Consider the following 26,513-nt stretch of genomic DNA (forward strand, 5'->3'; position numbering starts at 1 on the left):
GTCAGTGCGAACCCGCGCGCTTGCGCTGACCGTCGTAGGCGTCGACGATCTTGGCGACCAGCGGATGCCGCACCACGTCGGCACTGGTGAAGTGCGTGATCGCGATGCCGCTCACGCGCCTCAGCACGCGCTCGGCGTCGATCAGCCCGCTCAGCTGCTGCTTGGGCAAATCGATCTGGCTCACGTCGCCCGTCACCACCGCCTTGGCGCCGAAGCCGATGCGCGTAAGAAACATCTTCATCTGCTCGACCGTGGTGTTCTGCGCCTCGTCGAGGATCACGAAGGCGTTGTTCAGCGTGCGCCCGCGCATGAAGGCCAGCGGTGCAATTTCGAGCGCGTTGCGCTCGAAGGCCTTTTGCACCTTCTCGTAGCCCATGAGATCGTAGAGCGCGTCGTACAGCGGACGCAGGTACGGGTCGACCTTCTGCGTCAGGTCGCCCGGCAGAAAGCCGAGCCGCTCGCCGGCTTCCACTGCCGGTCGCGTGAGCACGATGCGCTGCACCGCCGCGCGCTCCAGCGCATCGACCGCGCAAGCCACCGCCAGGTACGTCTTGCCGGTGCCGGCCGGGCCGATGCCGAAGGTGATGTCGTGCTTGGCGATGTTGTCCAGATACAGCGCCTGCGTGGGCGTGCGCGCGCGCAGGTCGGCGCGGCGGGTGACGAGCATGGCCGCATCCTCGTCGCCGTCGATCATGGAGCCGTCGCCCGCGAGCGTGAGCTGCACCACGGCTGGGTCGATCGGCCGCTGGGCAATTTCGTACAGCGCCTGCAGCACGTCCATCGCCCGCTGCGCGGAGGCCTTGGGACCATCGACCTTGAATTGCTCGTGGCGGTGCGCGATCTTCACGCCCAGGGCCTCTTCGATGCGGCGCAGGTGCGCATCCAGCGGTCCGCACAGGTGGCCGAGGCGCGAGTTGTTGGGGGGAGCAAAGGTGTGTCGCAGAATCACGCCGGACATTTCAAGGAAAAAGGGCACCCATGATAGGCAAACTCACCGGCGTATTGGCCGAACGCAACCCACCGCAAGTGGTGGTGGACTGCAACGGCGTCGGCTACGAGGTCGATGTGCCGATGAGCACGTTCTACAACCTGCCCGGCACCGGAGAGCGCGTTTCGCTGCTCACGCACTTCGTGGTGCGCGAGGACGCGCAGATTCTCTACGGTTTCGGCACCGCCGAGGAGCGTGCGGCTTTTCGGCAACTCATCAAGATCACCGGCGTGGGGCCGCGCACGGCGCTTGGCCTGCTTTCGGGCATGAGCGTGGGCGAACTGTCGCAGGCCATCACCACGCAGGAGCTCGGCCGGCTCGTGAAGATTCCCGGCATCGGCAAGAAGACCGCCGAGCGGCTGTTGCTGGAACTTAAGGGCAAGCTGGGCGCCGACATCGGCCTGCCCGCGCATGCAGCTTCGGACGCGCAGGCCGACATCCTGCAGGCGCTGGTCGCACTGGGCTACAGCGACAAGGAAGCCGCGTTGGCGCTCAAGGCGTTGCCGAAGGATGCGACGGTGAGCGAGGGGATCAAGCTGGCGCTGAAGGCGCTGGCGAAATGATGGCAAGCCATGCCGAACTGCGATTTCTACGCAACACCTGAAGATCACGAAGACGTGCTCTCATGGCTGTTCGCCGAAGACAGCTGCGACGTCTACGAGCATTACTCGGCTTTCGAGCAACCGCTGAAACGCTTTCGTTCCGCCGCCGAGGTGCTGGCGCGGTTCCAACGGCCTCCTGGTGAGCCGCCGTGCCAAGCGGTTCTTCTGAGCCTTTACGTGCGAGGGGCCGGTCCGGCTTTCGTGCCGCGCCACATTGCGCTGAATCCGCAGGCCTGCGGTGGCGCCGCCTTCAGGTACAGCGCCAGCGGGTGGGGCATGGTGCAGTTGCACCTGCATGCGCCGGTCATCGACAAGGTGCGGCTGGACAATTCACACACGAACCACAACACCCTGTTGCGAGCGCAGACCTGGTCCGCCACGTTCCCCGAGGACGGTCCTGTCGAGGCATGGGATTTCGCGAGGATCACATCCTTCTCCTCCCGGCTGAATCGCCAAATACGCAAACGCGGCGTGGCCAAACTGAGAGGCTACGTACTGCATCCTGGGGCGCTCGCGCTGTGGGAGCTTGGGGTCGCGATGGGGCCCTTCAAGCCGGGCATCCACGCGTTGCAGAAGGTTTAGGCGTGGCAGTCGTCTCAGGGGTGGATCTTCTCGCCCTTGGCCAGCATTTCCACGAACTGCGCAATACGCCGCGCCCGGGTCTCGGCCTTCTTCGCACCCTGCGTTCGGAACAGCACCGCGTAGCGGTTGCGCGAGTCGAGCTTGGCGAAGAAGACGGCGGCCTTGGAATTCGCGTCGAGCGCGGCCTGCAGGTCGGGCGGCACGGTGGCGATGCTTTGGGCATCGTAGGCCGCCTCCCAGCGGCCGTCGGTGCGAGCACGCTCGACTTCGGCCAGGCCGGCTGGCTGCATGTGGCCTTCTTCGATCAGCCTCAATGTCTTGTCGCGGTTGATCTTCGACCAGGTGCTGCGCGGCGTGCGAGGGGTGAAGCGCTGCAGGAAGTGCTTGTCGTCTTCCGCCTTGCGCTGCCCGTCGATCCAGCCGTAGCACAGCGCAACCTCGAGCGCCTCGGCGTGGTTGACCGATGCAATGCCGCTGCTCTTCTTGGCCATTCGCAGCCACACGCCGGCCGCGTCGGCGTGATGGCGCTTCAGCCAACGCTCCCACGCGGCGGCGGTGGTGCAATCGACGGGCGTGTCATGCGGCACGCGCTCGGCCGCCGCCGCTTTTGTTGCGCTTGTGCGCGCCGTGCTCACGGCACCCACCAGTAGCGCAGCGCGTGAAAGTAGATCGGCGCCGCGAAGATCACCGAGTCGAGCCGGTCGAGCATGCCGCCGTGGCCTTCGATCATCGAACCCCAATCCTTCACGCCGCGGTCGCGCTTGATGGCCGACATCACGAGTCCGCCGAAGAAGCCCATGAGGCAAATGGTGAGCGCCATCAGCGCCGCCTGCCAGGGATTGAACGGTGTTGCCCAGTAGAGCGCCGCGCCCAGTGCGGTGGCGCTCGCCACGCCGCCGACCAGGCCTTCCCAGGTCTTGGAGGGCGAGAGTTCGGGCGCCACCTTGCGCTTGCCGAAGAGCTTGCCCCAGACGTACTGCAGCACGTCGCTGCCCTGCACCACGATCACCAGAAAAGCGATCAGCAGCAGGTTGCGGCCTTCGAAGCCGGGGATCTGCAGCGTGAGCAGCGCGGGCACGTGGCTGATGCAGAACACGCAGATCATCAGGCCCCACTGGATCTTCGAAGTGCGTTCCAGGAAGCGCTGCGTGTCGCCGCCCACGGCCGCGAGTATGGGCAGCACGAGAAAGGCGTAGACCGGAATGAAGATCGAATAGAGCCCGTACCAATCGATCCACACCAGGAAATACTGCACCGGCAGCCCGATGTAGAACGCCGCCGCAATCGCATGATGGTCGCCGCGCCGCGTGTAGGCCAGGCTGATGAACTCGCGCAGCGCGTAGAACGAGATCAAATAGAACAGCACGATCACGCCGCCCTTGCCGAAGGCGAAGGCAAGGCCGATCACCGCCACCATCACCCACCACGCATTGACGCGCGCGTTGAGGTTGTCGATCACCGAATGGGGCTGGCCTTGCGCCACGCGCCATTTGAGCGCTGCGCCGATGGCCGAGGCAAGAATCAGCACGCCGGCGACGCCACCGAACAATTGCAGCGTGGTCTGGGTGGAGGGCGAGATGTTCATGGCGTCGTCGTTGCTTTTTCTTGTTCTGGCACCCGGTCGTATTCGGGGCGCAGGTCGAGCATGGCGGCGCGTGCGCGCGCAAGAAAGCTGCTCTTGTCTTCGCCTTCGGCCAGCGTGATCGGCGCGCCGAAGCGAACCGTGCAGGCGAGCGGAATCGGCACCAAGGTGCCCTTGGGCAGCACGCGCTTCAGGTTCTCGATCCACACCGGCACCAGCCGCACGTTGGGGCAGGCGCGCGCGAGGTGATAGAGGCCGCTCTTGAGCGGCAGAAGGATCTCGTCGCCCGTATTGCGGGTGCCCTCGGGGAACATGATGAGCGAATCGCCGCCCTCCAGCGCCTCCTTCATCTGGTCGACCGGGTTCCCACCCTGGCCCGAGCCGTCGCGCCGGATCATCAGCGCGTTGAACACGTCGGCGCCGATGAACTGGCGCATCTTGGAGGCCATCCAGTAGTCCTGCCCGGCCACCGGCCGCGTCAGCGCGCGCAGATCGGGCGGCAGCGTGGCCCACAGCAGCACGAAGTCGCCGTGGCTCGTGTGATTGGCGAAGTACAGCGTCTGCTCGGCCTTGGGCGTGGTGCCGCTCCAGATGGCGCGCACGCCGGTCAGGAGGCCGGCTGCGCCGATGATCAGCTTGCCCGCGACGACGGCAAGCGCGCGGCGCAGCACCGTACTTTCGGGCCGGCCGGTTTCCCTGTTATTTTGATCTTCTTCTTCGGTCACGTGAGGTCCTGGGTCATCAAGGCAAGGAGAAACATGGCGCTCTGGCAGGCGATCACGACGGCATGGCGCTGCATGAGCTGGCGGGTGCCCTGCACGCGGTCGTCGAGCGGCCGGGCTGCTTTCGTTGCCGGTGCATTGCGCAGGCCGAGCCGGTCGAGCGCGGTGTCGAGCGCATTCAGCGACGGGATGGCGCCGCGCGCCAGATCGTCGAACAGCGCCTGGTCGAGCTGCAGCCTGAATGCGAAATAGCGCTCGAGCGTGCCCAGCACCACCACTGCGCCAAAACTCATGGCGGCCGTGACCGAGAGCGATCGCACCGTGAGCGCGAGCACCAGCGCCGCAATGCACATGAGCGCGAAGCCCCAGGCCGCCAGCACCGCCGCGGCGCGAAGCAGCCCGGCCAGCGCCGCACAGGTGGCGCGTTCGTTGTCAGTCATGGGGCGGCACTCCGGCAGCGGCGGTGCCCAGCGGCTCGAGTGAAATCCGCCACGCGGGTCGCAGCACGATCTGCGGGCGCGCAAGGCGCACCGTGTCTTCGGCTTGCGCGAGGCCGCCCGATGCGCCGTAGCGCCCCAGCCACGCGATGGTCGCCGCGGCGCTGCGCGAGAAGCCCAGCGCGCAGCACACCCACACCGGCGCGCCGGCGGCATCGAGGCGCTGTCCTTCGATGACGGCGGCCGCGCGTTGCAACCGCACGGTCGGCGGCACGGTCAGGTCGAGGATCGGCACGCAGCGCGCGTGCGGCACGCCCGCGGGCGTCTGCAACTCGGCGCACAGGCTCACGATCCGTGGCCGTCCGGCGGCGATCCATTCGGCCTGGGTCGGCAGGCGTCCGAGGCGCAGGCCCGGCACCACTTCGACCGACGCCGGCAGCCTGCGCGTCCAGAGCCAGGCATTGAGGGCCGCGCCGAGTCGATAGGGCGCAAACAGCCAGCGCGCCGCCCAGCCCATGCGGCCTTGAGTGTTCATCTGGAAGCCGCGCGCACCGAAGCCGATGTAGTTGAGCGCCACCAGCGCCACCAGCGCCAGCGAGGCCGCGGGCCAAGCGAGCCACAGCCACATGCCGCCGCCGTACAAAGCCGCCGCAAGAAACACGGCCGCACCGGCGGCGTAGAAGCTGGCGAGCTTCCAGCGCTGCGCATCGCGCGTGCATTGCCAGGCGCCCGGCATCGACACCGTGCGCTCCAGCGGCCACAGCCAGACGCAGAAGATTCCGAGCAGCGCCCCGGTCGGAATGTCGATGAAGTGGTGCTGCCAGGTCGTGAGCACCGAGGCGCAGATGGCGAACGCCCACACATGCAGCACCAGCTTCGCCCACAGCGCGCGCAGGAACTGGCGGTACCAGTCCCACAGGATCACCGCCAGCGCGATATGCAGCGAAGGTGCCTGGTTGTAGGGCTGGTCGAAGCCGCGCAGCGCGTTGAACAAGAACGCCGGCGCGCCCTCGACCGCCGGCTGCCCGAAGCTGAAATGCAGCGGCCAGACGACGAAGCAGGCGCAGGCGACGAGCGTGGCGCTCACGAGCCGCAGCGCATGCCGGTCGAGCGTGTGCTTGCTGCGCGCGAGAAAGAGCGAGAGCGCGTAGAAGACATTGATGGTCCAGTACGGAAAGATCGTCCAGGCCCAGAACGGCACCTGCCGCTCCCACGCGAAAGCCATCGAGGGCACTTGCGCGAGCGTGGTGGCCCACCAGTTGGCGAGCCCGTAGGTCGCGTAGAACAACGGCCCCAGGAACACCAGCCATGCGGCGGCCCGCTTCCATGGACGCTGTGCCAGCCAGTGTTTCATAGGGCGCCGAGCCTGCCGGTCACCCGACCCTCACCGCGAGCGAGACGGTGAAGATGCCCCATTCGTCGACGCGCTGGTCGATCTTGCGGAAGCCCGCCTCCTCCACCAGCTGGTCCATCTCGGCCTGCGTGCGGCGGCGCATCACCCAGGCTTCGCCCTGGCGGTGGCTGGTGAGCGCGCGCGCAATCATCTCGAGTTGCGGATGCCAGGGCTGGCCGGTGTAGACCAGGTAGCCGCGGTCTTCGACCGCGTCGCCCACGCCTGCGAGCGAACGCTGCACCATCTCGTTGTCGGGGAAGAGCTCGTACAGGCCCGACACTACGGCCAGTGTGGGCCGCGGCGTCACGCTGGCCAGGCTGATGCGGTCGAAGGCGTCGGCCTGCACGAACTGGGCGACCTCTTCCAGGCCCTTCTCGGCGATCAGCGCGCGGCCGTCGCGCACGTTGATGCCGCTGTAGTCGCGCAGCAGGATCGAGCTGGCCTTGACCGGGCTCGCAGCCACCGCGTCGAGCACATAGCGGCCATGGCCGGCCGCGATGTCCATCACGCGCACCTCGCGGTGCATCTCGGCCAGGCGCTCCATGGCGATGCGGATCAGCTCCTCGACATGGATCTTGCGCTGCCGGATGCCGCGCCAGCCGATCGAGTTCAGGTAGGTCTTGTCGATGGACCGGCCGAGCGCACCCTTGCCCTGCGGCTCGTTGCGGTAGACGTAGTCGAGCGTGCTGCCCGAATCGAAGCCGGTGTCGTGTCCCAGCTTCACGCCGCTCGACAGCTTGCCGCCGACGCGCAGGCTGCCGCGCGTCAAGGCCCAGTAGGCGCCGCGCGGCGAGAGCGGCGCCAGGGGCTCGGCCAGCGCACGCGACTCATCGGCGGTGTTGCCGCTCAGGTGCGCGGCGCGCAGGTCGACCGGTACCGGCGGCTGGTCGAACAGCTGCAGGATGAAGTCGCGAATCGACCGCACCGCCGGCGCCCGGTCCTTCTCGCCCAACGTGTCGTGGAAAAAGCCCGGCAGCTCCAGCTTGGTCTTGATGGCGCTGCCCAGCCGTTCGAAGAACTGGTGCTGCGGCTTGTGGTGCACCACCCAGTCGGCGCCCGAGATCAGCAACTGCACCGGCAGCGTGATCGCGTTGGCATCGGCCACCACGCGGTCGGCCGCTTCGTAGAGGCCCAGCAGGATGTTCACCGCGATGGGCCGCGAGATCAGCGGATCGCTTTCGTAGCTCGCAATGCGCTCGGGGTCATGCGTGAGGAACTTCGCCTTCACATAGCTGTTGACGAAGAACAGGCCGCGCAGCTTGTGCATGAGCCCGAGCCCCGCGCGCGCAAACGGCACGTAGAGCTTGACCTTGAACGCCGGCGAGGCCAGCGTGAGCCCGCGCACCTTGGGCGCGTAGTCGTGCGCCCAGGTGGAGACCAGCACGGCCCCCACGCTCTGCGCGATGACGTGGATGTCGTGCTCCGCCACGCCGTGCGCGCTGCCGATGTGCTGCACGAAGGTCTGCACGTCGCGCACCGACGTGGCAAAGCTCGGGCTGTAGCCGCGCTGGCCCGGCGAGCGGCCGTGGCCGCGCGCGTCCCAGGCGAAGAAGTCGAAGTCGGGCAGGTCGAGTTCGTCGACCAGGTGCGCCATGCGCGCGCCGTGCTCGTGGCCGCGGTGGAACAGCACGATCGCGCCGCGGCGCGTGGCCCCCGTGGCCGGCCAGTGCCGGTAGAACAGCGATTCGCCGTCGTGCGTGCGGAACTGGCGCTCTTGCGGAGTGCGCTGGTGGGTGATTGTGTCGGTCATCGAATCCCTGTCGTTATTTCTTTGTTCGTTGTTCGTTGTTCGTTGTTCGTGGATGGGTTCACACGGCTTCGGCCAGTGCGCGGCGGATGCGGTTGACCACCGTCCAGGCCACCAGCACGGCGAGAAGAGGCATCAGCCAGGCCGTCCAGCCCGGCAGCGGCCACCCCAGTGCCACGTAGAGGCCGAGCGCGCCGAACACGAAGGCGCGGTCGCTCTTGCCGAGCGGCCCGTCGTAGCGGCGCGAGGCCCCGACCGTGGGGCCGAGTGCGCCCGCGAATTCGCTCAGGCCCGCGAGCACGATCACCGTGCCGACCCAGAACGGGCTGAACGGCTGCACCAGCGCAAACGGCAGGTACAGCGCGGCATCGGACACCACATCGGTCAGTTCATTGAGGAAGGCGCCGAGCTTGCTTTGCTGCCCGTGCTCGCGCGCCAGCATGCCGTCGATGGCGTTGAACGCCATGCGAATGAACATCCAGGCCGGAATGAGCGCGAAAGCCGCGAGCGACGGAGCCGCGAAGAAAAGCCAGAGCCCGAGTGCCACCGACACCAGGCACGCGGCCAGCGTGACCTGGTTGGCGGTGATGCCCACGGCGTGCAGGCGCCCGACGAGCGGCCGCAGCAGCCCCTGGAACCGAGGTTTCAGTTCGTAGATCGACACCCTTGGCTTCCCCTCGTTTGTTATATGGCCGAAGCATTCTGCCAGTGAGCAGGCACTAAACTCACAAACGCAAAACCCTCTCCCATGACCATTCAGACCGACGATTTCGCGCCCGCTCCCCCCCGCGTGGTGTCCGCCGCCCCCGCTTCGCCCCATGAAGAGGCGATCGAGCGTGCGTTGCGCCCCAAGCTGCTCGACGAATACGTCGGCCAGGCCAAGGTGCGCGAGCAGCTCGAAATCTTCATCGGCGCGGCGCGCAAGCGCAAGGAAGCGCTCGACCACGTGCTGCTGTTCGGGCCGCCCGGCCTTGGAAAGACCACGCTGTCGCACATCATCGCGGCCGAACTGGGCGTGAACCTGCGCCAGACCTCCGGCCCGGTGCTCGAGAAGCCCAAGGACCTGGCGGCCCTGCTGACCAACCTCGAGCCCAACGATGTGCTCTTCATCGACGAGATCCATCGGCTGAGCCCGGTGGTCGAGGAAATCCTCTATCCCGCGCTGGAGGACTACCAGATCGACATCATGATCGGCGAGGGGCCCGCGGCGCGCAGCATCAAGCTCGACCTGCAGCCCTTCACGCTGGTGGGCGCCACCACCCGCGCCGGCATGCTGACCAACCCGCTGCGCGACCGCTTCGGCATCGTCGCGCGGCTGGAGTTCTACACGCCCGAGGAACTGGCGCTCATCGTGCGGCGCAGCGCCGGCCTGCTGAAGGTGGAAACCGACGAAGCCGGCGGTTTCGAGATTGCGCGCCGTTCGCGCGGCACGCCCCGCATCGCCAACCGCCTGCTGCGCCGCGTGCGCGACTACGCCGAGGTGAAGGGCAACGGCCGCATCACCGAAGACATTGCGCACAAGGCGCTCGCGATGCTCGACGTGGATCCGCAGGGCTTCGACCTGATGGACCGCAAGCTGCTCGAAGCCGTGATCCACCGCTTCGACGGCGGCCCGGTGGGCCTGGACAACGTGGCGGCCAGTATCGGCGAGGAGCCGGGCACCATCGAAGACGTGATCGAGCCCTACCTCATTCAGCAGGGCTACCTGCAGCGCACCCCGCGCGGGCGCATCGCCACGCTGGCGGCCTATCGCCACCTGGGCGTGACGCCGCCTTCGAGCCGCTCGGATGGACAAGACCTTTTCGGAATCTGAAACCCATGCACACCCATGACCTGAGTGCCTGGCAGCACGACCATCACTTCGGCGCCGGCAACGAATCGGCCGAGCGCAGCACCCGCCTCGTGATGTGGATCACCCTCGCCGCGATGGTGGTCGAGATCGGCGCCGGCTGGTGGTTCAACTCCATGGCGCTCCTGGCCGACGGTTGGCACATGAGCTCGCATGCGCTGGCCATCGGCCTGAGCGCCTTTGCCTATGCGGCGGCGCGGCGCTATGCGCACGATCCGCGCTTTGCCTTCGGCACCTGGAAGATCGAAGTGCTGGGCGGCTTCGCGAGCGCGCTGATGCTGCTGGGCGTGGCGGCCTGGATGGTGGTGGGTTCCATCGAACGGCTTCTCTCGCCTTCGGCCATTCACTACCGCGAAGCCGTGGCGGTGGCCGTGCTCGGACTGGTGGTCAACCTGGTCTGCGCGCGGCTGCTCGGGTCGGCTCACCATTACGGGCATGGACACGACCATGGTCACGGCCACGATCATGGCCACGCGCACGGCCACGACCTGAATCTGCGCTCCGCCTACCTGCACGTGGTGGCCGATGCCGCCACCTCGGTGCTGGCGATCGCCGCGCTGCTCGGCGGCTGGTTCTTCGGCTGGTCCTGGCTCGACCCGATGATGGGCATCGTCGGTGCGGTGCTGGTGTCGGTGTGGGCCAAGGGGCTGCTCAAGGAAACCGGCAAGGTGCTGCTCGACCGCGAGATGGACCATCCCGTCACAGCCGAAATCCGCGAAGGCGTGGAGACCACGCTGGCCGATTCGGAAACCCGCGTGGCCGACCTGCATGTGTGGCGCGTGGGCCGCGAGGCGTACGCCTGTGCGCTCACGGTGGTGACGCATTCACCCACGCTGTCGGCCGACGAGGTGCGGGCCTGCTTCTCGATGCACGAGGAAATCCGCCACTCGACGGTGGAAATCCAGCGCTGCTAAGGACGCCCCCGAAGCGCCTTCGGCGCCTCCCCCACTGGGAGGCGCACCCGGCGGCCGGGCAAAGCCCGATCCGCGGGTGCACTGGCATGGCCTGCTCCGCGGCCTTTTGCGTCATTGGAATGTCACGGGATTGCCATCGCGCCGTCATGCCGCGGTGGGAGCCTACCCGTCCATGCAACGCGACGATGCTTTCCTCCGCGCATGGCGCGACACTGCGACCCGGGCCCCCGAGCCGGAGGACGACGATCTTGCGCGCCCGCCGCTGCGCTATCGCACCCTCTGGATCTCCGACCTGCACCTGGGAACGCCCGGCTGCCAGGCCCGCGCGCTGCTCGACTTCTTGAAGCACACCGAGTGCGAAACCCTGTTCCTGGTCGGCGACATCATCGACGGCTGGCAACTCAAGCGCCACTGGTACTGGCCGCAGGCGCACAACGACGTGATCCAGAAGCTGTTGCGAAAGGCGCGCAAGGGCACCCGCGTGATCTTCATCCCGGGCAACCACGACGAGTTCGCGCGCAAGTACCTGCACCACAACTTCGGCGGCATCGACGTGGCGGAAGAGTGGATCCACGAGACCGCCGACGGCCGCAAGCTCTGGATCATTCACGGCGACCTGTTCGACGGCGTGATCCAGTGCGCCAAGTGGCTCGCGCACGTGGGCGATTCGCTCTACGAATTCACGCTCAAGCTCAACCGGCACCTCAACTCGCTGCGCGCGCGCATGGGCCTGCCGTACTGGTCGCTTTCCAAGTACCTCAAGGGCAAGGTCAAGCGTGCCGTGAGCTACGTGGGCGATTTCGAGAACGCCGTGGCACGCGAGGCGCGCAAGCGCGGCGTGCAAGGCGTGGTCTGCGGCCACATCCACCACGCCGAGATGCGCGATATCGACGGCATCCTCTATTGCAACGACGGCGATTGGGTCGAAAGCCTCACGGCCTTGGCCGAGCATGCCGACGGCACGCTGGAAATCGTCGATTGGGCGCAGCACCTGCCGGTGTCTGCGAAGGCCGGCGCACAGCGCGAGCCTGCGGCGGCCTGAAGGCCCGGCCTCAGCGGCTGCCCGGCGGACGCTTGGCCGCTAGGCCGAGGTGCTGTTCCCGCCAAGTGTCGTAGTGCTTCAGCATGTTCTTGCCCATTTCATCCATCCACAGCCACCAGGCAAGCGCGAAGTTCTCCGCGCCAGTGGGGTCGGAAAACAGGGCTGCCGGCGCCGTGGCATGCGCCAGCGGATCCGGCAATTCGTAGTCGCACAGCCGTTCGACGGTGGCGTGCGAGAAATTCGTAGCGACAAGGCTCAAGGTTGCTCTCCTTCGGGCGGCGCGTTCTGTGGCGCCTAAGAACAACTCCCGAAACAAATTGGAACAGAAGAGGCAGGGCCGATGCTTCGGACAATCCCGAATGAAAACAAAAGATTTCAAAAGTCGCGATTTCGCTGGCCGGCGACGGTGCCGACGGTGCCAAGAGGCTTGTGCGGCTCGCTCAGCGCCGCATCGTGTCGAGTTGTGTCACCGGCGGGCTGTCGTTGCCCCATGACCCTCGAATGAACGTGAGCACCGCCGCCACGTCGGCCGCGTCGAGCACCTGGCCGAACGGCGGCATGCCGTAAGGCCGCGGATTGCTTTCGGTGGCGGGCAGGTACCCGCCGTGCGCAATCACCTGGATGAGGTTCGTTGTCTGAGCCATGTTCACGGCACGGTTGCCTGCCAGCGGCGGAAACGCGCCCGGCGCTCCCTGGCCCTGGTCGCCATGGCAATAGGCGCAGCGCTGGTCGTAGATCCTCGCGCCGCGCGCCATGGTGTCGGCGTCTCTGCGCGTGGCGGCCGTGGCGGTGCGCGCTGGCGCCGCGGGTTGCTCCGGCACGCCGGGCAGATCTTTCAAATAGCTCGCCATGGCCGCCAGGTCGGCCTCGCTCAGGTATTGCGTGCTGCGGAACACCACGTCGGCCATCGGTCCCATGACCGAGCCACGTGGCGCGACGCCGCTCTTGAGCAGCGCGACGATGTCGGCCTGGGGCCAATCGGCCACGCCGGCCTCGTGCGGGTCCGTGAGCGAGGGCGCATACCAGTTCTCCGCCGCGATCAGTCCGCCCGAAAGGCCCAGCTTCGCCTGCGTTGCGCCGAGCGAATCGCGGCTGCCGTGGCAGGCGATGCAATGGCCGAGCCCGCCGACCAGGTAGGCGCCGCGGTTCCATTCGGCCGGCTTGGCCGAATTGGCCACGAAAGCCTCGGGCTTGAAAGAGAGGGCCCGCCACACCGCCAGCGCAGCCTGGGTGTCGTAGGGAAAGCGCAGCCGGTGGGCCAGGTTCGGCACCGGCGCGGGCGGCACGCTGCGCAGATAGGCGTAGATGGCGTCCGAGTCTTCGCGCGTCACCTGCGTGAAGTTCGGATATGGGAATGCGGGATACAGCAGCCGGCCATCCTTGCTGCGGCCGTTGTGCATGGCGCGCCAGAAGTGCGCGCTGCTCCAGTTGCCGATGCCGGATTTGTCGTCGGGCGTGAGATTGCTCGAATACACGGTGCCGAACGGCGTCTCGATCGGCAGGCCGCCCGCATACGGCTGGCCGCCTCGCGTGGTGTGGCAGCCCGCGCAGTTGCCGGCCAGCGCGAGGTAGCGTCCGCGTTCGACCTGCTGGGGCGTGGCATTGAAGGGCTCGGCCTGCTGCGGCAGCGGGTCTTCGCCGCGCAGGTTCAGCGCCACGATCCCGCCGGCCGCGGCGCCCGCCAGCAGCACCAACGCCAGCAGCGTCCAGCCGAGATAGCGCATCTTCTTCATGGGCGCCTCACTTCGGCATGCCGCCGCAGGCCGTCGGCAGCGGGGCGGGCAAGGACGCGGCGGGCTTCGGATCGGCCGGCATCGGCTGCACCGCGAGCCAGCTGGCCACCGCGTTGATGTCGGCGGTGGTCATGCGGCGGCCGATGTCGGCCATGCAGTCGGGAGCGAGCGCATGCCGTTCGTTGGTGAGCCAGGCGCCGAGCTGCGACGACACATAGAGGCGGGGCAGGCCGAGCAGCCCCGGAATGGCAGGCTGCACGCCGGTGAGCGCCGCGCCGTGGCATTGAACGCAGGCCGGAATGCGCCGCGCCGCATCGCCTTCGAGCGCCAGCTGCCGGCCACGCGCGAGCTGCGCGGGCAGTGCGTCGCTCGCGGCCGAGACGGGCGGGTAGGGCAGGTCCAGGCCCGCGAAGTATTCGGCCATTTCCATCAGGTACGCATCGGAGAGGTGCTGCACCATGTAATTCATGTCGGCATTGAAGCGCCGGCCGTCGCGAAAGCTCCGCAGCTGGTTGAACAGATAACCCGCGGGCTTGCCGGACAGCCGCGGAAAGTAGCCGACATTGGTGGTGGCGCCTTCGCGCCCGTGGCAGGCGATGCAGGCGGCCACGCGCTGCTCGATGCCATTGGGAGGGGATGCGGCGGGTGTCGCCGCCGCCGCCGCGTTGAGGCCGTGGCCGAGCAGCAGCAACGCGATTCCCGCGAGCCAGTGGGCGCTCTTCATCAGGTGCCCGCCGCGAAGTGCGCCAGCACCAGCAGCGCGCCGATGAGCAGCAGCACCATCGCCAGCGCGACGCCGATCAGCGGCAGCAATCCGAGCTGTGCGGCGCGCCGGTCGGCCTCCGCGCGGCGGCCGCCCAGGCCGATGAAACTCCAGAGAACCGCGCGTACCGCGCGCATGAAATTCGACATGCACCGACTGTGCCGCAACCGCGCCAAAAAAAACAGATGCAGATCCGGCTCAAATCACCGGAGCAGATAAAGTCTCATCGAATGAAGACTGCCCCGAAATGAAGCGCTACGAAGCCCTTGCCGCCGACATCGAGGCGTCGATCCGTCACGGCACGCTGAAGACCGGCGACCGTCTGCCTTCGGTGCGGCAGACCGGCGAGAGCCGGGGCGTGAGCGCTTCCACCGTGTTCCAGGCGTACTACCTGCTGGAAGCGCGCGGGCTGGTGCGCGCCCGGGACCGATCGGGCTACTACGTCACGGGCGGCGGCGTGCGCGATGCGCCGCCCGAGGCCAACCTCACGTCGCGCCCGGCGGGCGGGCCGAAGTCGCTGGACGTGAGCGACCACGTGTTCGACATTCTCGAAGCCAGCATGTCGCGCAAGGTGGTGCCCTTCGGCTCGGCGTTTCCGAGCCCGCTGCTGTTTCCGCTCGCGCGGCTGGGCCAGTTCATGGCCGCGAGCGCCAAGTCGCTCGATCCGTGGAGCACCGTGGACGACCTCACGCCCGGCAGCGCGGCACTGCGCCGGCAGATCGCGCTGCGCTACCTGGGCGACGGCATGCAGGCGGCGGTCGACGAGATCGTCGTCACCAACGGCGCGCTGGAGGCGCTCAACCTGTGTCTTGCAGCGGTCACGCGGCCTGGCGATTCGGTGATCGTCGAATCGCCCACTTTCTATGCGGCCCTGCAGGCGCTCGAACGCATGGGCCTGCGCGCGATCGAAGTGCCGACGCATCCCGGCGAAGGCATCGACCTCGGTGCGCTCGAACTCGCCATCGCAGCCCACCAGCCCAAGGCCTGCTGGCTGATGACCACCTTCCAGAATCCACTCGGCAGCCTGATGCCCGATGCGAAGAAGAAGGCCCTGGTGGAACTGCTGGCGCGGCATGCGCTCCCGCTGATCGAAGACGACGTGTACGCCGAGCTCTACTTCAGCGACCGGCGCCCGCCGCCGGCCAAGGCCTTCGATACGCAGGGGCTCGTGCTGCATTGCTCGTCGTTCTCGAAGTGCCTGGCGCCGGGCTACCGCATCGGATGGGCATCGGCCGGGCGCTTCGCGCGCGCCGTGGCGCGGCTCAAGCTGACGACCACGCTCAGCACCTCGGTGCCCGCGCAACTCGCGCTGGCGGGCTACCTCGAGAAGGGCGGCCTCGACAAGCATCTGCGCAAGCTGCGCCAGACCCTGGCCGTTCAGCAGGCGAGTTTCGCGCAAGCGGTAGGCCACTACTTTCCGGCGGGCACGCGCGCCACGCGGCCGCTCGGCGGGTACTTCCTGTGGGTCGAGCTGCCGTCGCATGTGAATGCGCTCGACATCCATCGCCAGGCGCTGGAGCTCGGCATCAGTGTCGCGCCGGGGCCGATCTTTTCGGCCACGCGCGGCTTTGCCCACTGCCTGCGGCTGAACTACGGGCATGCCTGGAATGCGCAGAGCGAAAAAGCGATGCAGACCCTGGGGCAATTGGTGGCAGCGGCGGCCGCAGAGAACCCGCCGCGCGAGAAAATCGCTTCGTGACGCTCGATCTTTTTCCTGATGCCCCCGATGCCGGATTGCCGCGCGGCAAGGAGGCGATCGGCCCCGGCGCGTTCGTCTTGCGCGGGTTCGCGCTGCCTTTCGTCGACGAGCTGCTGCCCGCACTGCGCGAGGTCGAACAGCGCGCCGCCTTCCGGCACCTCGTGACACCCGGCGGCCTCACGATGTCGGTCGCCATGACCAACTGCGGCCGACTCGGCTGGATCTCGGACCGGCGCGGCTATCGCTATGGCGCGCTCGACCCCGAGACGGGCCAGCCTTGGCCACCGATGCCCCTCGTGTTCGAGCGGCTGGCGCAAGCGTCGGCCGCCGAGGCGGGATTCGAGGGCTTCCGGCCCGACGCCTGCCTGGTGAATCGCTACGAACCCGGCACGCGGCTGTCGCTGCACCAGGACAAGGACGAGCGCGACTACAGCGCGCCCATCGTTTCGGTGTCGCTCGGCATGCCGGCCACCTTTCTTTTCGGCGGGCTCGCGCGCGGCGACAAGGCCGCCCGCATTCCGCTTGTGCACGGCGACGTCGTGGTGTGGGGTGGCCCGGACCGGCTGCGCTACCACGGCGTGCTGCCGCTCGAAGACCGGCCGCATGCGCTGCTGGGCAGCGGGCGCATCAACCTGACTTTCCGGAAGGCGGGTTGAGGTGGAGCGAGGCAGGCGCGATGGCCGTGCGCGACGCTAGCTCTGCGAGCCTGACGGAAGGCTCTTCAGGTACAGGTGCAGCGCGCGCACGTCGGTGTCGTTCATCTCGCGCAGCGACTCGAAGGGCATGACCTTCACCGCCGTTCCGTCCGGCCGCTTGCCCGTCCTGAACAGCGCGAGCAGCGCCTCCGCATCCGGATAGCGGACCATCGCGCTTCCCTCGCCCGGCGTCAGGTTCGAAGCCGCCGGCCATTCGGGCGGGCCGCCCGGGATCTTGCCGCCCGCGAGCTTGGCACCGTGGCACCCCAGGCACATGTTCACCACGTAGGCGCCGTGCTTCACGGTCACGCTTTCGGGCACCGGCTGTTCGGGCGGCTTTGCATGATCGATCTTCGCGGCGGCATCCTGCATCAGGCCGAAGCCATAGAAGGCGCGCACCGGCGGCGGCAGCTCGACCACCGCACCCGCGCCGCTGGCCGGCTCCTTGAAGCGCAGGTAGGCCACCAACGATGCAAGATCGTCGTCGGTCAGCCGGTTGTAGTCTTCACTCGGCATCACCATGAGCGGCCGGCCGCTGCGCGACACACCATGGCGAATGGCCCGCACCCAGTCCACGGGCGTGTAGCCAGCCACCACGCTGCCTGGGCCGGGGCTGATGTTCGGCCCGGCAATGCGCATGCCCTTGCCGTCGTCCAGGAACACCCGGCCGTTGGCCTGTGCGCCGTGGCAATCGACGCAGCCGCGGGATGCAAACAGATAGCGCCCCCGCTCGAGCGCCGCGCCGTCACCCGCGCTACGGAACGCAACGCCCTGTACCGCGATGTCGACCGTGCGCTGCATCTTGCGCGCCGCGAGCTCGTTGCCGACCCACAGCGCCGCGGCGGCAATGCCGACCAGCACGGCGGCCAGCACCCCGGCGCGCTTCGCCCACTTTCCGGCGGCGCTCATGCAAGCCCCCGAGGCGCATGTGCAACGCTTTGCATTTGAAAGATCGGGAGGGGAGGATGGGGATCGGGTCGCATGGCAGACTCTTGTGATTGAATGTGATGATTAAAAATGGATTCTGCGTTCAAAAATGAATGGTGCAATTGATTTCATGGCGTCGTCAATACAACTTCCGGCAGCCCTGGCCGATAGTCTTGCGGTGCCCCGGCCTGGCCTTTTGAAGCGCGAACGCACGCGGCTGCAACTGGTGCAGGCGGCCATCAAGGTCTTCAGCGCGCGCGGCTACGCGGCCGCCACCATGCAGGAAATAGCAGCCGTGGCCGGCATGACGACCGGCACCGTCTACAACCACTTCAAGACCAAGGAAGAAGTGGCGGGCGCCGTGGCGCTGTGGCTGGCGGACACGCTGTGCCAGCGCATCTCCGACAGCCAGAACGGCGTGGCCGAGGGTGCCCAGCGCATGGCCATCGGCATTCGGCGCTACATCTGGCTCGCTCAGGAAAGCCCCGCATGGGCGCTGCTGATGCTCGAAATTTCAGCGGCGGCGCCGCAACTGGTGCTCGAAATCCAGCACTACGCGCTGGCCGACTTGCGCCTGGCCATCAAGCAAAAGAGCTTTCGCGTGCCCAGCGAAGCGGCCGCCATGGACGTGTTGAGCGGCAGCGTGTCACAGGCCATGCGCAGCGTGGCCATGGGAGGCTCGCCGGCCAACCACGGGCGAGACGTGGCGACTTGCCTGTTGCGCGCATTCGGTATGGAGCCAGCCGCTGCGAAAGAAGTGGCGGGCCGTCCGTTGCCGCCGTTTCCCCCCCTGGCGGGCGGGCCGATCGAACCGGCGCGCGGCCGACGCAAGCCCTGAAGTCCGGCCAAGTCAACTCGATGACTTGTTCCTTTTTTCTGTGCACAACTCTGTGGGTTGTCTGAGGACCCAGGCCTGCGAAGCAAGCACTGGCGCGGGTTCGCACCACATTGCCTGCTGAACGGGCACTTGGCCTGGCGGGTGGAAAAACAGCTGGGAAGAGGCGCGAAAACGGTGCGCCGCAGAAACAAAAAAGCCTTGCAAGTCGTTGACTTGCAAGGCTTTTAATGAACTTGGTGGCTCTTCACGGATTCGAACCGCGGACCTGTGGATTATGATTCCATCGCTCTAACCGACTGAGCTAAAGAGCCGTTCGGCACAGTTTTGTACCGAGCCCAAGATTATAGCGCAGGCTGCGGGCCGTCAATCAAGGCCCGGCGCGCCGAATGCGATGTCTTTTTTGCGATGCCCAACCCCGAAGGTGCCCGCCGCCCGTACAAGTCCGGGTGAGAATCCTCCGATGTCCGCGCTGCCCCGCGCCCCTTCCGTCAAAGCCGCCACCGAGCGCGACGCCATGCCCGACGATCAGTTGATGCTGGCTTATGCGCGCGGCGACGGCGCGGCGTTCGACGTGCTCTACGCGCGCCACGAGGGCGGGCTGTTCCGCTTCGTCAAGCGGCTGCTGGGCGCGCGGCTGGCGGCGCAGGCCGACGAGGTGTTCCAGGACACGTGGGTGCGCATCATCTCCGCGCGCGACAGCTTCTCGCCGCAAGGCGCCGCATGGCGCACCTGGGCCTTCACGATTGCGCACAACCTGGCCATGGACCGTCTGCGCGTGAGCGGGCGCGAGGTGGCGCTCGATCCGCCTCATCCGGACGACGGCAACGACGGCGTGCCCACGCTCGACCGCGGCGTGCGCGGCGCGGTCGATGCCGCGTCGCATCCTTCGGCCGAGGAACTCGCGTTCTGGCGCGCCGCCGGCCGCCGCCTGCTGGCCTGCCTCGACGAACTGCCGCCCGAGCAGCGCGCCGCGTTCCTGCTGCACCATGAGGACGGGCTGACCGTGGAAGCGCTCGCCGCCAGCCTGGAGATCGGTTTTGAAACCGTGCGCAGCCGTCTGCGCTACGGGCTGCAGAAACTGCGCGGTTGCATGGAACGCTACCTGTCGGTTCTGGAGCAGCGCGCATGAGTGGCGGAGGCCACAGCAGCAAGGGTTTCGACGGCGACGACGCGCTGCACGGCGCCGCATTGCGCCGCGCGCTCGACCATGCGCCGGACCGCGACGCCATGCCCGATCCGCGCACCCGCGACGCGATCAGGAAGATGGCGCACAACCTGGCGCCCGTTCCCGCAACGGTGCCGGTGGCTGCCGCGCCGTGGTGGCGCCGATGGTTCGGTGGAGGAGAAGCGCATTCCCGCATGCCGTGGAATGCGGCCTTTGCAACCGTGCTCGTGGCCACCTTCGTGACCGTGCTCTGGTACCGCGAACCGATTCCCGATGCGCGGCTCGACGGAGAGGCCCAGGTTGGTGGGACCGCGGCGCCGGCGCCCGTGCAACCTCCGGCGCCCAGTCCCGCGGCTGTTGCCCCAACTCCGCAAGCACCTGCGGCACAGGACACCGCGCCCGTCCGGCCAGCCCCTCAAGCGGCCGAACCTGCCCGCGGTACGGCGAATGAGCAGTCGGCCAAGAGCAGGGGCGATGCTTTGCGCAAGCCTGCACCGGCACCCGCCGGCAAGCAAACCGGGCCCACGCAGGAAATAGACAGGAAGACATCGGAGGTGCCACCAGCGCCCGTGCTCGCCGCACCAGCACCAGCACCAGCACCAGCACCAGCGTCCGTTGCGGAGCAATCCGCAACCGAGTCCCGCGCGTTCCCGCGCACGGAGGAGCGTCGTTCAACCGAGTCGGAAAGAGACCGCGCCCGGGCCGTCGGTGGCACGCCCGCCATGGCGTCCGCTTCACCAGCCGCGCCCATGGTGTTGGCAGCTCCGCCGTCGATGGAGCGCGAATCCCGGGACGGCAGTGCGCCTGCGTTGTCTGCACAGCGCAACGCCAACGCCGAGCCTTCCGGCGCTTTGCGCCAGGCACCCGCTCCGCGCGCGGCGGCCGCCGCCGGGGCCGCAAGCCCGCAGGGCGATACGTCGACGTTCTCGGCGCTGGACGGTTGGACGTCCTTCAACTATCTGCACGCCGGGCAAGCCGTGCGTCATGTGCGCGGCGACGTCGAAGGATTGGCGGCATCGGTGAATTCGGTGGCGCGTTCGGCCACGGTTGCCGGCAGCGACCTGGCCGCACCGGTCGAGGCGCGCCTGGAGCTCTACCGCGGCACGGCCCAGATTGCCGTGCTCGAGATCGCAGGCGACCAGGTGCGATGGACGCCGCAAGCGGGTGGCCGTCCATCGGTCGGCACGCCGCCGGCATCGGCGCTCGCCGCGCTGCGGGCACTGCTCACGCGGCAATAGCAGACAAGCGAGAGCGCCGAAGCGCGTTCAGGCGTTCTTGAAGTCGGGCTGGCGCTTGTTGAGGAAGGCGTCCATGCCTTCCTTCTGATCGGCCGTGGCGAACAGCGCGTGGAACAGCCGGCGCTCGAACATCACGCCATCCGAGAGGCCGCTCTCGAAGGCGCGGTTGACCGATTCCTTGGCTGCCATCACCGCGATCTGCGAGTAGCCCGCGATGACCAGCGCGGCGCCCAGCGCCTCGTCGGCCAGCTTTTCATACGGCACCACCCGGCTCACCAGGCCCGCGCGCTCGGCCTCGGCCGCGTCCATCATGCGGGCGGTGAGCGCCATGTCCATCGCCTTGCTCTTGCCCACCGCACGCGGCAGGCGCTGCGTGCCGCCGGCGCCGGGAATCACGCCGATCTTGATTTCGGGTTGGCCGAACCTGGCGTTGTCGGCCGCGATGATGAAGTCGCACATCATCGCGAGCTCGCAGCCGCCGCCCAGCGCAAAGCCGCTCACCGCCGCGATCACGGGCTTGCGAATCGAGCGGATCGTTTCCCAGTTGCGCGTGATGTAGTCGCCCTTGTAGGTGTCGATGAAGCTGTACTTGGCCATGGCGGCGATGTCGGCTCCGGCCGCAAAGGCGCGCTCGCTGCCCGTCAGGATGATGCAGCCGATGGCGTCGTCGGCATCGAAGGCCTTGAGGGCCTGGCCCAGCTCGGTCATCAGCGCATCATTGAGCGCATTGAGCGCCTTGGGACGGTTGAGGGTGACGATGCCGACCTTGCCTGCTTCGGTCCGCACTTCGATGTTTTCGTAGCTCATGGTGTCTCCGGGGGGAAGGAAAAAAGCGCTTCGCTTCACTATACCCAGCATCCGGTGCAGGCGTGCCGCACCAAGTCAGCGCCGCGCACCCGGTGCCAGCCAGGCCGTCACCTTCGCGGCGTCGTGCAGGAACAGGCGCCACGTGGTGGCACCTTCCGGTCGTACCAGCGGCAGCCGCAACAGCTTGCGATCGCGCGCCACCAGCGCGGTGAAGCGGGTGGCGTCGCCGAGATACAGCGCCAGGTCGTCGAGCTTGGCAATGCGCCAAGCCTGCGCGGAACGTTGCTGTCCCTTCTTGCCGGCGGCGGGCAGTTCGATGCCGATCCACTCGTCGTTGGCCGAGAAGCCGGCCTTTTCGGCGGCGCCGCCGCGCAGCACCACCTTGACCTGGACGCTGCCGCTGGCTTCGGCCACGCGCAGTCCCAGCGCCTGCGCCGGCTGCGAAGGGTCTTCGAGCGCCGCAACACCGTGCGCGCGCAGCAAGTCCGCGAGCGGCAACTCGTCGGTGGAATGCACCCACTGCGCAATTTCCGCCGCATAGGAGCGTCCGCCCACGGCCTCGAGCGCGGTGGCCATGTCGGCCTCGCTGATCGGGCCGCCTCGGCTCTGCACCCACAGGTGGCGCATCACGTCGTCGAGCGTGCCCTTGCCTTCGCGCCGCAGCGTGAGGTCGAAGCACAGTGCCACCAGCGCGCCCTTGGTGTAGTAGCTCACGGTGCTGTTGGGCGTTTGTTCGTCCTGCCGGTAGTACTTGACCCAGGCGTCGAAGCTCGCATCGGCGACCGGCTGCACGAGGCGGCCCGGCGTTTGCAGCACCTGGTTGATGGTCTTGTTGAGCAGGCGCAGGTAGCCCGCGTCGTCGATGCGGCCGGCGCGGCGCAGCAGCAGGTCGTCGTAGTAGCTGGTGAAGCCTTCGAAGAACCAGAGCAGTTGCGTGTAGTTTTCGCGGCTGTAGTCGTACTGCGCGAATTCCGCCGGGCGCATGCGCTTGACGTTCCAGGTGTGGAAGTACTCGTGGCTGATGAGGCCCATCAGCGTGGTGTAGCCCTCTGGCTGCTTCTTGGCGCCGCGCTGCGGCAGGTCGCGCCGGTTGCAGATCAGTGCGGTGGAGTGCCGGTGCTCGAGCCCGCCGTAGCCGTCGTCCACCGCATTGAGCATGAACACGTAGCGGTCGATGGGCAGCTTCGGCCCGCCGCGCTTGCCTGCCTTGTCGCCGTGCCAGAAGCGGATTTCGGCTTCGCAGATGGCCTGCGTGTCGGCGATCAGGCGCTCGCCGTCGAACGAGGCCGCGGCGCCCGCGATGACGAAGCGGTGCGGCACGCCGCAGGCTTCGAACTCCGCGCTCCAGAAGGCGCCCATCTCGACCGGGCTGTCGGCCAGCTCGTCGTAGCCGGCGGCCAGGTAACTGCCGAAGCCCTGCTTGTCGGTCTTCGAAGGCACCAGGGCGGTGGCACACGACCACCGCATATCGTCAGATGAAGAAGCGGGTGCGACGATGTCCAGCGCATGCGGCGCATCGGTCTGGCCTTCGACCCGAAGGCAGAGGCTCGTGCCGTTGAAGAAGCCGCGTTCGGCGTCGAGCCAGGCGGTGCGCACCGAGTTGTCGTAGGCGCAGACCTGATAGTGCAGCACCAGCGGCTGGCCCGGCACGCAGTCGATTTGCCAGCTGCACTTATCGAGCTGCGTCAGCACGGGCTTGCGGCGCCCTTGCGTGGCGCGCAGGCCCTGCAGGTTCTTGGCGAACTCGCGCACCAGGTAGCTGCCCGGAATCCACACCGGCAGCGAAACGCGTTGCTGCGCGGCAGGTGCTTCGATGGTCAAGGTGACGGCGAACAGGTGCGCATGCAGGTCCGCGCATTCGATGCGATAGCGCACCGCTGCGGCCGGCTGCGCCACGGCGCGCCGCGAAACGGCTGGCGCGGCCATCAGTTGGTGGAAGCGGTGAGTTGCTTCTCGACCTGCTCCGCCGGAATGGCGCCCGGCGCGCGGGTGCCGTCGCTGAAGATCAGCGTGGGCGTGCCCGTGATGTTGTACTTGCGGCCGAATTCCACGTTGCGCTGCAGGGCGGTCACGTCGCAGCTGCTTGCCGCGGCGCCGGGTTTGACGCTGGTTTCCATCCAGTCGCCCCAGGCCTTGCCCTTGTCCTTGCTGCACCAGATGTCGCGCGACTTGGTTGCCGAGTCGGGGCCGAGCACCGGGTAGAGGAACAGGTAGACGGTGACGTTGTCGATCGTCTTCATGTCTTTCTCGAAGCGCTTGCAGTAGCCGCAGTTCGGGTCTTCGAACACCGCGAGCTTGCGCTTGCCGGTGCCGCGTACGATCTTGATCGCGTCTTTCACGGGCAGCTTGTCGAACGAGACCTGGCTGAGCTTCTCGATGCGCTCCTCGGTCAGGTTCTTGCGCGCATTCACGTCGATGAGGTTGCCCTGCAGCAGGTAGTTGCCCTGCTCGTCGGTGTAGTAGATCTGGAACCCGTTCACGCGCACTTCATAAAGGCCCGACAGCGGCGACTTGGTGACTTCGTCGATGGCCGGGAACTGCGGAATGCGCGCCGGAAGGTTCTTGCGGATCTCGGCTTCGCCGGCAAGGGCCGTGACGGCCGCACCCAGCGTGCAGGCGGCGAAAAGAAGGTGGCGTGCGAGTTTCATTGGAAGTCCGGTCGATGGATTCATGCCTTCAAGCCCATCGCCTGGTTGGCGATCCAATGCTTGAGGAGGCGCGTGCGGTCGAAGCCGCGCATGCCCCAGTTGCGCAGCGCGGGCAGGGGCCCCGCACTGTGCGAGAAAAGTTGCTGCAGGCCGTCGGTGGCCAGGCTCATCTGCAGCACGTCGGCGCGGCGAGCACGCTCGTAGCGGCGCAGCAGGCGCGCGTCGCCCACGCTGCGCCAGTAGTCGCGGTGCTTGATCACGTCGGCCAGCATGGCGGCATCGGCCAAGCCGAGGTTGAGGCCCTGGCCCGCGAGCGGATGCACCGTGTGGGCGGCATCGCCGGCCAGCGCCCAGGACTGCGACGAAGGCGCGGACGGGCCCTGCGCCGGGGTGGGCATGGCGCCGGTCCAGCGGTCGGCAATGGCGCGCGCGAGCGGCCAGGCGGCGCGCTCGCTCGTGAGTTGCAGGGGCCCGAGCGCGCCGTGGCTGGCCTCGCTCGCGGCGGCATTGAATTCTTCGGCGCTCTGCGCCAGCAGCGCGGGCGCGCGAAGCTGATCGACCGACCACACCAGCGCGAGCGAACGGCCGTGCGCGCCGCCCATCGGCAGCAGCGCCAGTACCTCGCCCTTGTCGTTGAACCATTGGCGCGCAACGCCGTCATGCGACTGGGCGGCCTCGAGCCGCGCCGCAATCGCATGCTGCGGATAGCGGGTCACCGCGTAGCTCACGCCCAGCGCATCGCGCGTGGTGCTGGCCTTGCCCTCGCACACCACGGTGAGCGGGGCGGGCACGGGCTCGGCCACGATCTCGACCTGGGGCTGGAAGCGGACCGCGTCGGCCAGCCGCTGCTCCAGCGCGGGCACGTCGACGATCCAGGCCAGCGCATCGACCTTCTGGCGCACGGCGTTGAATTGCACGCGGCCGCCCTCGTCGCCGTTCACGAGCATTTCGCGCACCGGCGTGGCATGGGCCGCGTCCGGCCAGGCGCGCAGCGATTCGAGCAGCGTCTTCGAGGCGGTGTTGAGCGCATAGGCCCGGATGTCTTCCTGGCCCGCCACGGCGGACGGAGCCACCAGCGCAACGCGCACGCGCTCGCGCGCCAGCAGCAGGGCCAGCGTGCGGCCGACGATGCCGGCACCGCGTATGCAAACTTCAGGGGGGAGGGCCATTGGCTCATTGTAAGAACAAGCCCGGCCCCAGGCTCGCCCCCGAATGGCCGATGCGGGACAATCGCTGCCGAATTCCAAGGAACCCCCACGTGTCACAGCCCGCTTTCGACCTTCAAGCCACCATCTCGCGCCTGTTCGTCTATCCCGTCAAGTCATGCGCGGGCGTGGAGCTTCCCGAGGTGCTGCTGACCGAAACCGGGCTCGAATTCGACCGCGCATGGATGGTGGTCGACGCCAACGGCGAGTTCGTCACGCAGCGGCAGCTGCCGCGCATGGCGCTGATCCAGCCGCAGATGAAGCAGATGGAAGTGGTGCTGCGCGCGCCGGGCATGCTGGCCCTGCACCTCGCGTTCGACCGGGTCGAGAAGCCGGTGCGCGTGCGCGTCTGGAAAGACGAGGTGGCCGCCTACGACATGGGCGACATCGCCGCGCAGTGGTTCAGCGACTTTCTCTCCAAACCGGGCAAGCCGCAAACGCTGCGCCTGGTGCGCTTCGACCCCGAGCACAAGCGCCTGTCGAGCCTCCAATGGACCGACGGCATCGAGGCGGAGAACCAGTTCGCCGATGGCTATCCGCTGCTGGTCGCCAGCGAAGGGTCGCTGGCCGAGCTCAACGAGCGGCTGGCCGCCGCAGGCCACGATGCGGTCGGCATCGAGCGCTTCCGGCCGAACATCGTGCTGGCGGGCATCGAGTCGCACGACGAGGACCGTGTCGACGCGCTGCACATCGCCACGGGCGAAGGCGAGGCCGAGCTCCAGCCGGTCAAGCCCTGCACGCGTTGCCCGATTCCGGATATCGATCCGGCCACCGCCGTCAGCAGCCCCGAAGTCGGCGACATGCTGCGCACCTACCGCGCTGACGCACGTGTCGACGGCCGCATCACCTTCGGCATGAACTGCATCGTGCTGCAGGGGGTGGAGCACATGCTCAAGGTGGGGCAGGCCGTGGGCGCGAACTACCGGTTCGAATAAGA

General features: G+C 67.7%; 28 protein-coding genes and 1 tRNA gene. 11 read left to right on the forward strand and 18 right to left on the reverse strand.

Annotated features, from left to right (window positions below):
• Nucleotide 1: 1 nt before the first annotated feature.
• The gene (locus tag QFZ42_RS00505; protein ID WP_307699071.1) at nucleotides 2-958 is read right to left on the reverse strand and encodes a PhoH family protein; all 957 of its coding nucleotides are present in this window, start codon (nucleotides 956-958) and stop codon (nucleotides 2-4) included.
• 20 nt (nucleotides 959-978) lie between these two features.
• On the opposite strand from QFZ42_RS00505, the gene ruvA reads away from it, so the two are divergent.
• On the forward strand, nucleotides 979-1,551 hold the full coding sequence (ruvA, locus tag QFZ42_RS00510; RefSeq protein ID WP_206175708.1) for a Holliday junction branch migration protein RuvA: 573 nt from the start codon (nucleotides 979-981) through the stop codon (nucleotides 1,549-1,551).
• A 9-nt stretch (nucleotides 1,552-1,560) separates the two neighbouring features.
• The gene (locus tag QFZ42_RS00515) at nucleotides 1,561-2,172 is read left to right on the forward strand and encodes a hypothetical protein (protein WP_307699072.1); all 612 of its coding nucleotides are present in this window, start codon (nucleotides 1,561-1,563) and stop codon (nucleotides 2,170-2,172) included.
• 14 nt (nucleotides 2,173-2,186) lie between these two features.
• On the opposite strand, the gene QFZ42_RS00520 is transcribed toward QFZ42_RS00515, so the two are convergent.
• The 7 genes from QFZ42_RS00520 to QFZ42_RS00550 are packed head-to-tail and all read right to left on the reverse strand — an operon-like array spanning nucleotide 2,187 to nucleotide 8,717.
• Complete coding sequence (locus QFZ42_RS00520; protein ID WP_307699073.1) at nucleotides 2,187-2,816, reverse strand: YdeI/OmpD-associated family protein; 630 nt, start codon at nucleotides 2,814-2,816, stop codon at nucleotides 2,187-2,189.
• Nucleotides 2,804-3,757, reverse strand: a complete 954-nt coding sequence (locus QFZ42_RS00525) for a phosphatidate cytidylyltransferase (protein ID WP_307699074.1) — start codon at nucleotides 3,755-3,757, stop codon at nucleotides 2,804-2,806. Before QFZ42_RS00525 ends, QFZ42_RS00520 begins: the two co-directional genes overlap by 13 nt.
• Nucleotides 3,754-4,425, reverse strand: a complete 672-nt coding sequence (locus QFZ42_RS00530; protein ID WP_307704135.1) for a lysophospholipid acyltransferase family protein — start codon at nucleotides 4,423-4,425, stop codon at nucleotides 3,754-3,756. Before QFZ42_RS00530 ends, QFZ42_RS00525 begins: the two co-directional genes overlap by 4 nt.
• 50 nt (nucleotides 4,426-4,475) lie before the next feature.
• Nucleotides 4,476-4,916, reverse strand: a complete 441-nt coding sequence (locus QFZ42_RS00535; protein WP_307699075.1) for a hypothetical protein — start codon at nucleotides 4,914-4,916, stop codon at nucleotides 4,476-4,478.
• Nucleotides 4,909-6,267 (reverse strand): phosphatase PAP2/dual specificity phosphatase family protein, encoded by a 1,359-nt coding sequence (locus QFZ42_RS00540; RefSeq protein WP_307699076.1) that lies wholly within the window; start codon nucleotides 6,265-6,267, stop codon nucleotides 4,909-4,911. Before QFZ42_RS00540 ends, QFZ42_RS00535 begins: the two co-directional genes overlap by 8 nt.
• Nucleotides 6,268-6,286: 19 nt before the next feature.
• Entirely contained in the window at nucleotides 6,287-8,056 is a 1,770-nt protein-coding gene (locus tag QFZ42_RS00545; protein WP_307699077.1) for a bifunctional alpha/beta hydrolase/class I SAM-dependent methyltransferase, read from the reverse strand.
• 58 nt (nucleotides 8,057-8,114) lie between these two features.
• A complete protein-coding gene (locus QFZ42_RS00550; protein ID WP_307699078.1) occupies nucleotides 8,115-8,717 on the reverse strand; it encodes a CDP-alcohol phosphatidyltransferase family protein in 603 nt (200 codons plus the stop codon).
• Between the two features lie 84 nt (nucleotides 8,718-8,801).
• On the opposite strand from QFZ42_RS00550, the gene ruvB reads away from it, so the two are divergent.
• The 3 genes from ruvB to QFZ42_RS00565 all read left to right on the forward strand — a co-directional run bounded on the left by ruvB (nucleotide 8,802) and on the right by QFZ42_RS00565 (nucleotide 11,858).
• Nucleotides 8,802-9,866, forward strand: coding sequence for a Holliday junction branch migration DNA helicase RuvB (ruvB, locus tag QFZ42_RS00555; RefSeq protein ID WP_307699079.1), 1,065 nt, complete (start codon nucleotides 8,802-8,804; stop codon nucleotides 9,864-9,866).
• 5 nt (nucleotides 9,867-9,871) lie between these two features.
• The gene (dmeF, locus tag QFZ42_RS00560; RefSeq protein WP_307699080.1) at nucleotides 9,872-10,816 is read left to right on the forward strand and encodes a CDF family Co(II)/Ni(II) efflux transporter DmeF; all 945 of its coding nucleotides are present in this window, start codon (nucleotides 9,872-9,874) and stop codon (nucleotides 10,814-10,816) included.
• 172 nt (nucleotides 10,817-10,988) lie between these two features.
• Nucleotides 10,989-11,858, forward strand: coding sequence for a UDP-2,3-diacylglucosamine diphosphatase (locus QFZ42_RS00565; protein WP_307699081.1), 870 nt, complete (start codon nucleotides 10,989-10,991; stop codon nucleotides 11,856-11,858).
• A 10-nt stretch (nucleotides 11,859-11,868) separates the two neighbouring features.
• On the opposite strand, the gene QFZ42_RS00570 is transcribed toward QFZ42_RS00565, so the two are convergent.
• The 4 genes from QFZ42_RS00570 to QFZ42_RS00585 form a co-directional block, all read right to left on the reverse strand.
• Nucleotides 11,869-12,117: a hypothetical protein gene (locus tag QFZ42_RS00570; protein WP_307699082.1), complete on the reverse strand. Its 249-nt coding sequence runs from the start codon at nucleotides 12,115-12,117 to the stop codon at nucleotides 11,869-11,871.
• A gap of 181 nt (nucleotides 12,118-12,298) precedes the next feature.
• Nucleotides 12,299-13,582 (reverse strand): cytochrome c, encoded by a 1,284-nt coding sequence (locus QFZ42_RS00575; RefSeq protein ID WP_307704136.1) that lies wholly within the window; start codon nucleotides 13,580-13,582, stop codon nucleotides 12,299-12,301.
• A gap of 16 nt (nucleotides 13,583-13,598) precedes the next feature.
• Complete coding sequence (locus QFZ42_RS00580) at nucleotides 13,599-14,315, reverse strand: c-type cytochrome (RefSeq protein WP_307699083.1); 717 nt, start codon at nucleotides 14,313-14,315, stop codon at nucleotides 13,599-13,601.
• On the reverse strand, nucleotides 14,315-14,503 hold the full coding sequence (locus QFZ42_RS00585; protein ID WP_307699084.1) for a DUF2970 domain-containing protein: 189 nt from the start codon (nucleotides 14,501-14,503) through the stop codon (nucleotides 14,315-14,317). The genes QFZ42_RS00580 and QFZ42_RS00585 overlap by 1 nt, the downstream gene beginning before the upstream one ends.
• 98 nt (nucleotides 14,504-14,601) lie before the next feature.
• On the opposite strand from QFZ42_RS00585, the gene QFZ42_RS00590 reads away from it, so the two are divergent.
• On the forward strand, nucleotides 14,602-16,053 hold the full coding sequence (locus QFZ42_RS00590; protein WP_307699085.1) for an aminotransferase-like domain-containing protein: 1,452 nt from the start codon (nucleotides 14,602-14,604) through the stop codon (nucleotides 16,051-16,053).
• Entirely contained in the window at nucleotides 16,050-16,709 is a 660-nt protein-coding gene (gene alkB, locus QFZ42_RS00595) for a DNA oxidative demethylase AlkB (RefSeq protein WP_307699086.1), read from the forward strand. Before QFZ42_RS00590 ends, alkB begins: the two co-directional genes overlap by 4 nt.
• A 36-nt stretch (nucleotides 16,710-16,745) precedes the next feature.
• Here alkB and QFZ42_RS00600 read toward each other — a convergent pair whose 3' ends face one another.
• A complete protein-coding gene (locus QFZ42_RS00600; RefSeq protein ID WP_307699087.1) occupies nucleotides 16,746-17,657 on the reverse strand; it encodes a c-type cytochrome in 912 nt (303 codons plus the stop codon).
• Nucleotides 17,658-17,805: 148 nt separating this feature from the next.
• Here QFZ42_RS00600 and QFZ42_RS00605 point away from each other — a divergent pair, with 148 nt between their 5' ends.
• On the forward strand, nucleotides 17,806-18,513 hold the full coding sequence (locus QFZ42_RS00605; protein ID WP_307699088.1) for a TetR/AcrR family transcriptional regulator: 708 nt from the start codon (nucleotides 17,806-17,808) through the stop codon (nucleotides 18,511-18,513).
• 234 nt (nucleotides 18,514-18,747) lie between these two features.
• Here QFZ42_RS00605 and QFZ42_RS00610 read toward each other — a convergent pair.
• A tRNA-Met gene (locus tag QFZ42_RS00610) sits at nucleotides 18,748-18,824 on the reverse strand.
• 149 nt (nucleotides 18,825-18,973) lie between these two features.
• Here QFZ42_RS00610 and QFZ42_RS00615 point away from each other — a divergent pair.
• Both QFZ42_RS00615 and QFZ42_RS00620 read left to right on the forward strand, forming a co-directional pair.
• Nucleotides 18,974-19,642: a sigma-70 family RNA polymerase sigma factor gene (locus QFZ42_RS00615; protein ID WP_307699089.1), complete on the forward strand. Its 669-nt coding sequence runs from the start codon at nucleotides 18,974-18,976 to the stop codon at nucleotides 19,640-19,642.
• Nucleotides 19,639-20,916: a hypothetical protein gene (locus tag QFZ42_RS00620; protein WP_307699090.1), complete on the forward strand. Its 1,278-nt coding sequence runs from the start codon at nucleotides 19,639-19,641 to the stop codon at nucleotides 20,914-20,916. Before QFZ42_RS00615 ends, QFZ42_RS00620 begins: the two co-directional genes overlap by 4 nt.
• Before the next feature lie 27 nt (nucleotides 20,917-20,943).
• Here the strand turns inward: QFZ42_RS00620 and QFZ42_RS00625 are convergent, their stop codons facing one another.
• From QFZ42_RS00625 to QFZ42_RS00640, 4 genes are all read right to left on the reverse strand, one after another.
• Complete coding sequence (locus QFZ42_RS00625) at nucleotides 20,944-21,723, reverse strand: enoyl-CoA hydratase (RefSeq protein ID WP_307699091.1); 780 nt, start codon at nucleotides 21,721-21,723, stop codon at nucleotides 20,944-20,946.
• A 75-nt stretch (nucleotides 21,724-21,798) separates the two neighbouring features.
• Nucleotides 21,799-23,649, reverse strand: coding sequence for a M61 family metallopeptidase (locus QFZ42_RS00630; RefSeq protein WP_307699092.1), 1,851 nt, complete (start codon nucleotides 23,647-23,649; stop codon nucleotides 21,799-21,801).
• Entirely contained in the window at nucleotides 23,649-24,371 is a 723-nt protein-coding gene (locus tag QFZ42_RS00635; protein WP_307699093.1) for a DsbC family protein, read from the reverse strand. The genes QFZ42_RS00630 and QFZ42_RS00635 overlap by 1 nt, the downstream gene beginning before the upstream one ends.
• 20 nt (nucleotides 24,372-24,391) lie before the next feature.
• Nucleotides 24,392-25,540 (reverse strand): FAD-dependent monooxygenase, encoded by a 1,149-nt coding sequence (locus tag QFZ42_RS00640; RefSeq protein WP_307699094.1) that lies wholly within the window; start codon nucleotides 25,538-25,540, stop codon nucleotides 24,392-24,394.
• Between the two features lie 89 nt (nucleotides 25,541-25,629).
• Here QFZ42_RS00640 and QFZ42_RS00645 point away from each other — a divergent pair, with 89 nt between their 5' ends.
• Nucleotides 25,630-26,511 (forward strand): MOSC domain-containing protein, encoded by an 882-nt coding sequence (locus QFZ42_RS00645; RefSeq protein WP_307699095.1) that lies wholly within the window; start codon nucleotides 25,630-25,632, stop codon nucleotides 26,509-26,511.
• Nucleotides 26,512-26,513: the final 2 nt, after the last annotated feature.

This window comes from Variovorax paradoxus (genome assembly GCF_030815855.1).
Lineage (GTDB): Bacteria > Pseudomonadota > Gammaproteobacteria > Burkholderiales > Burkholderiaceae_C > Variovorax > Variovorax paradoxus_M.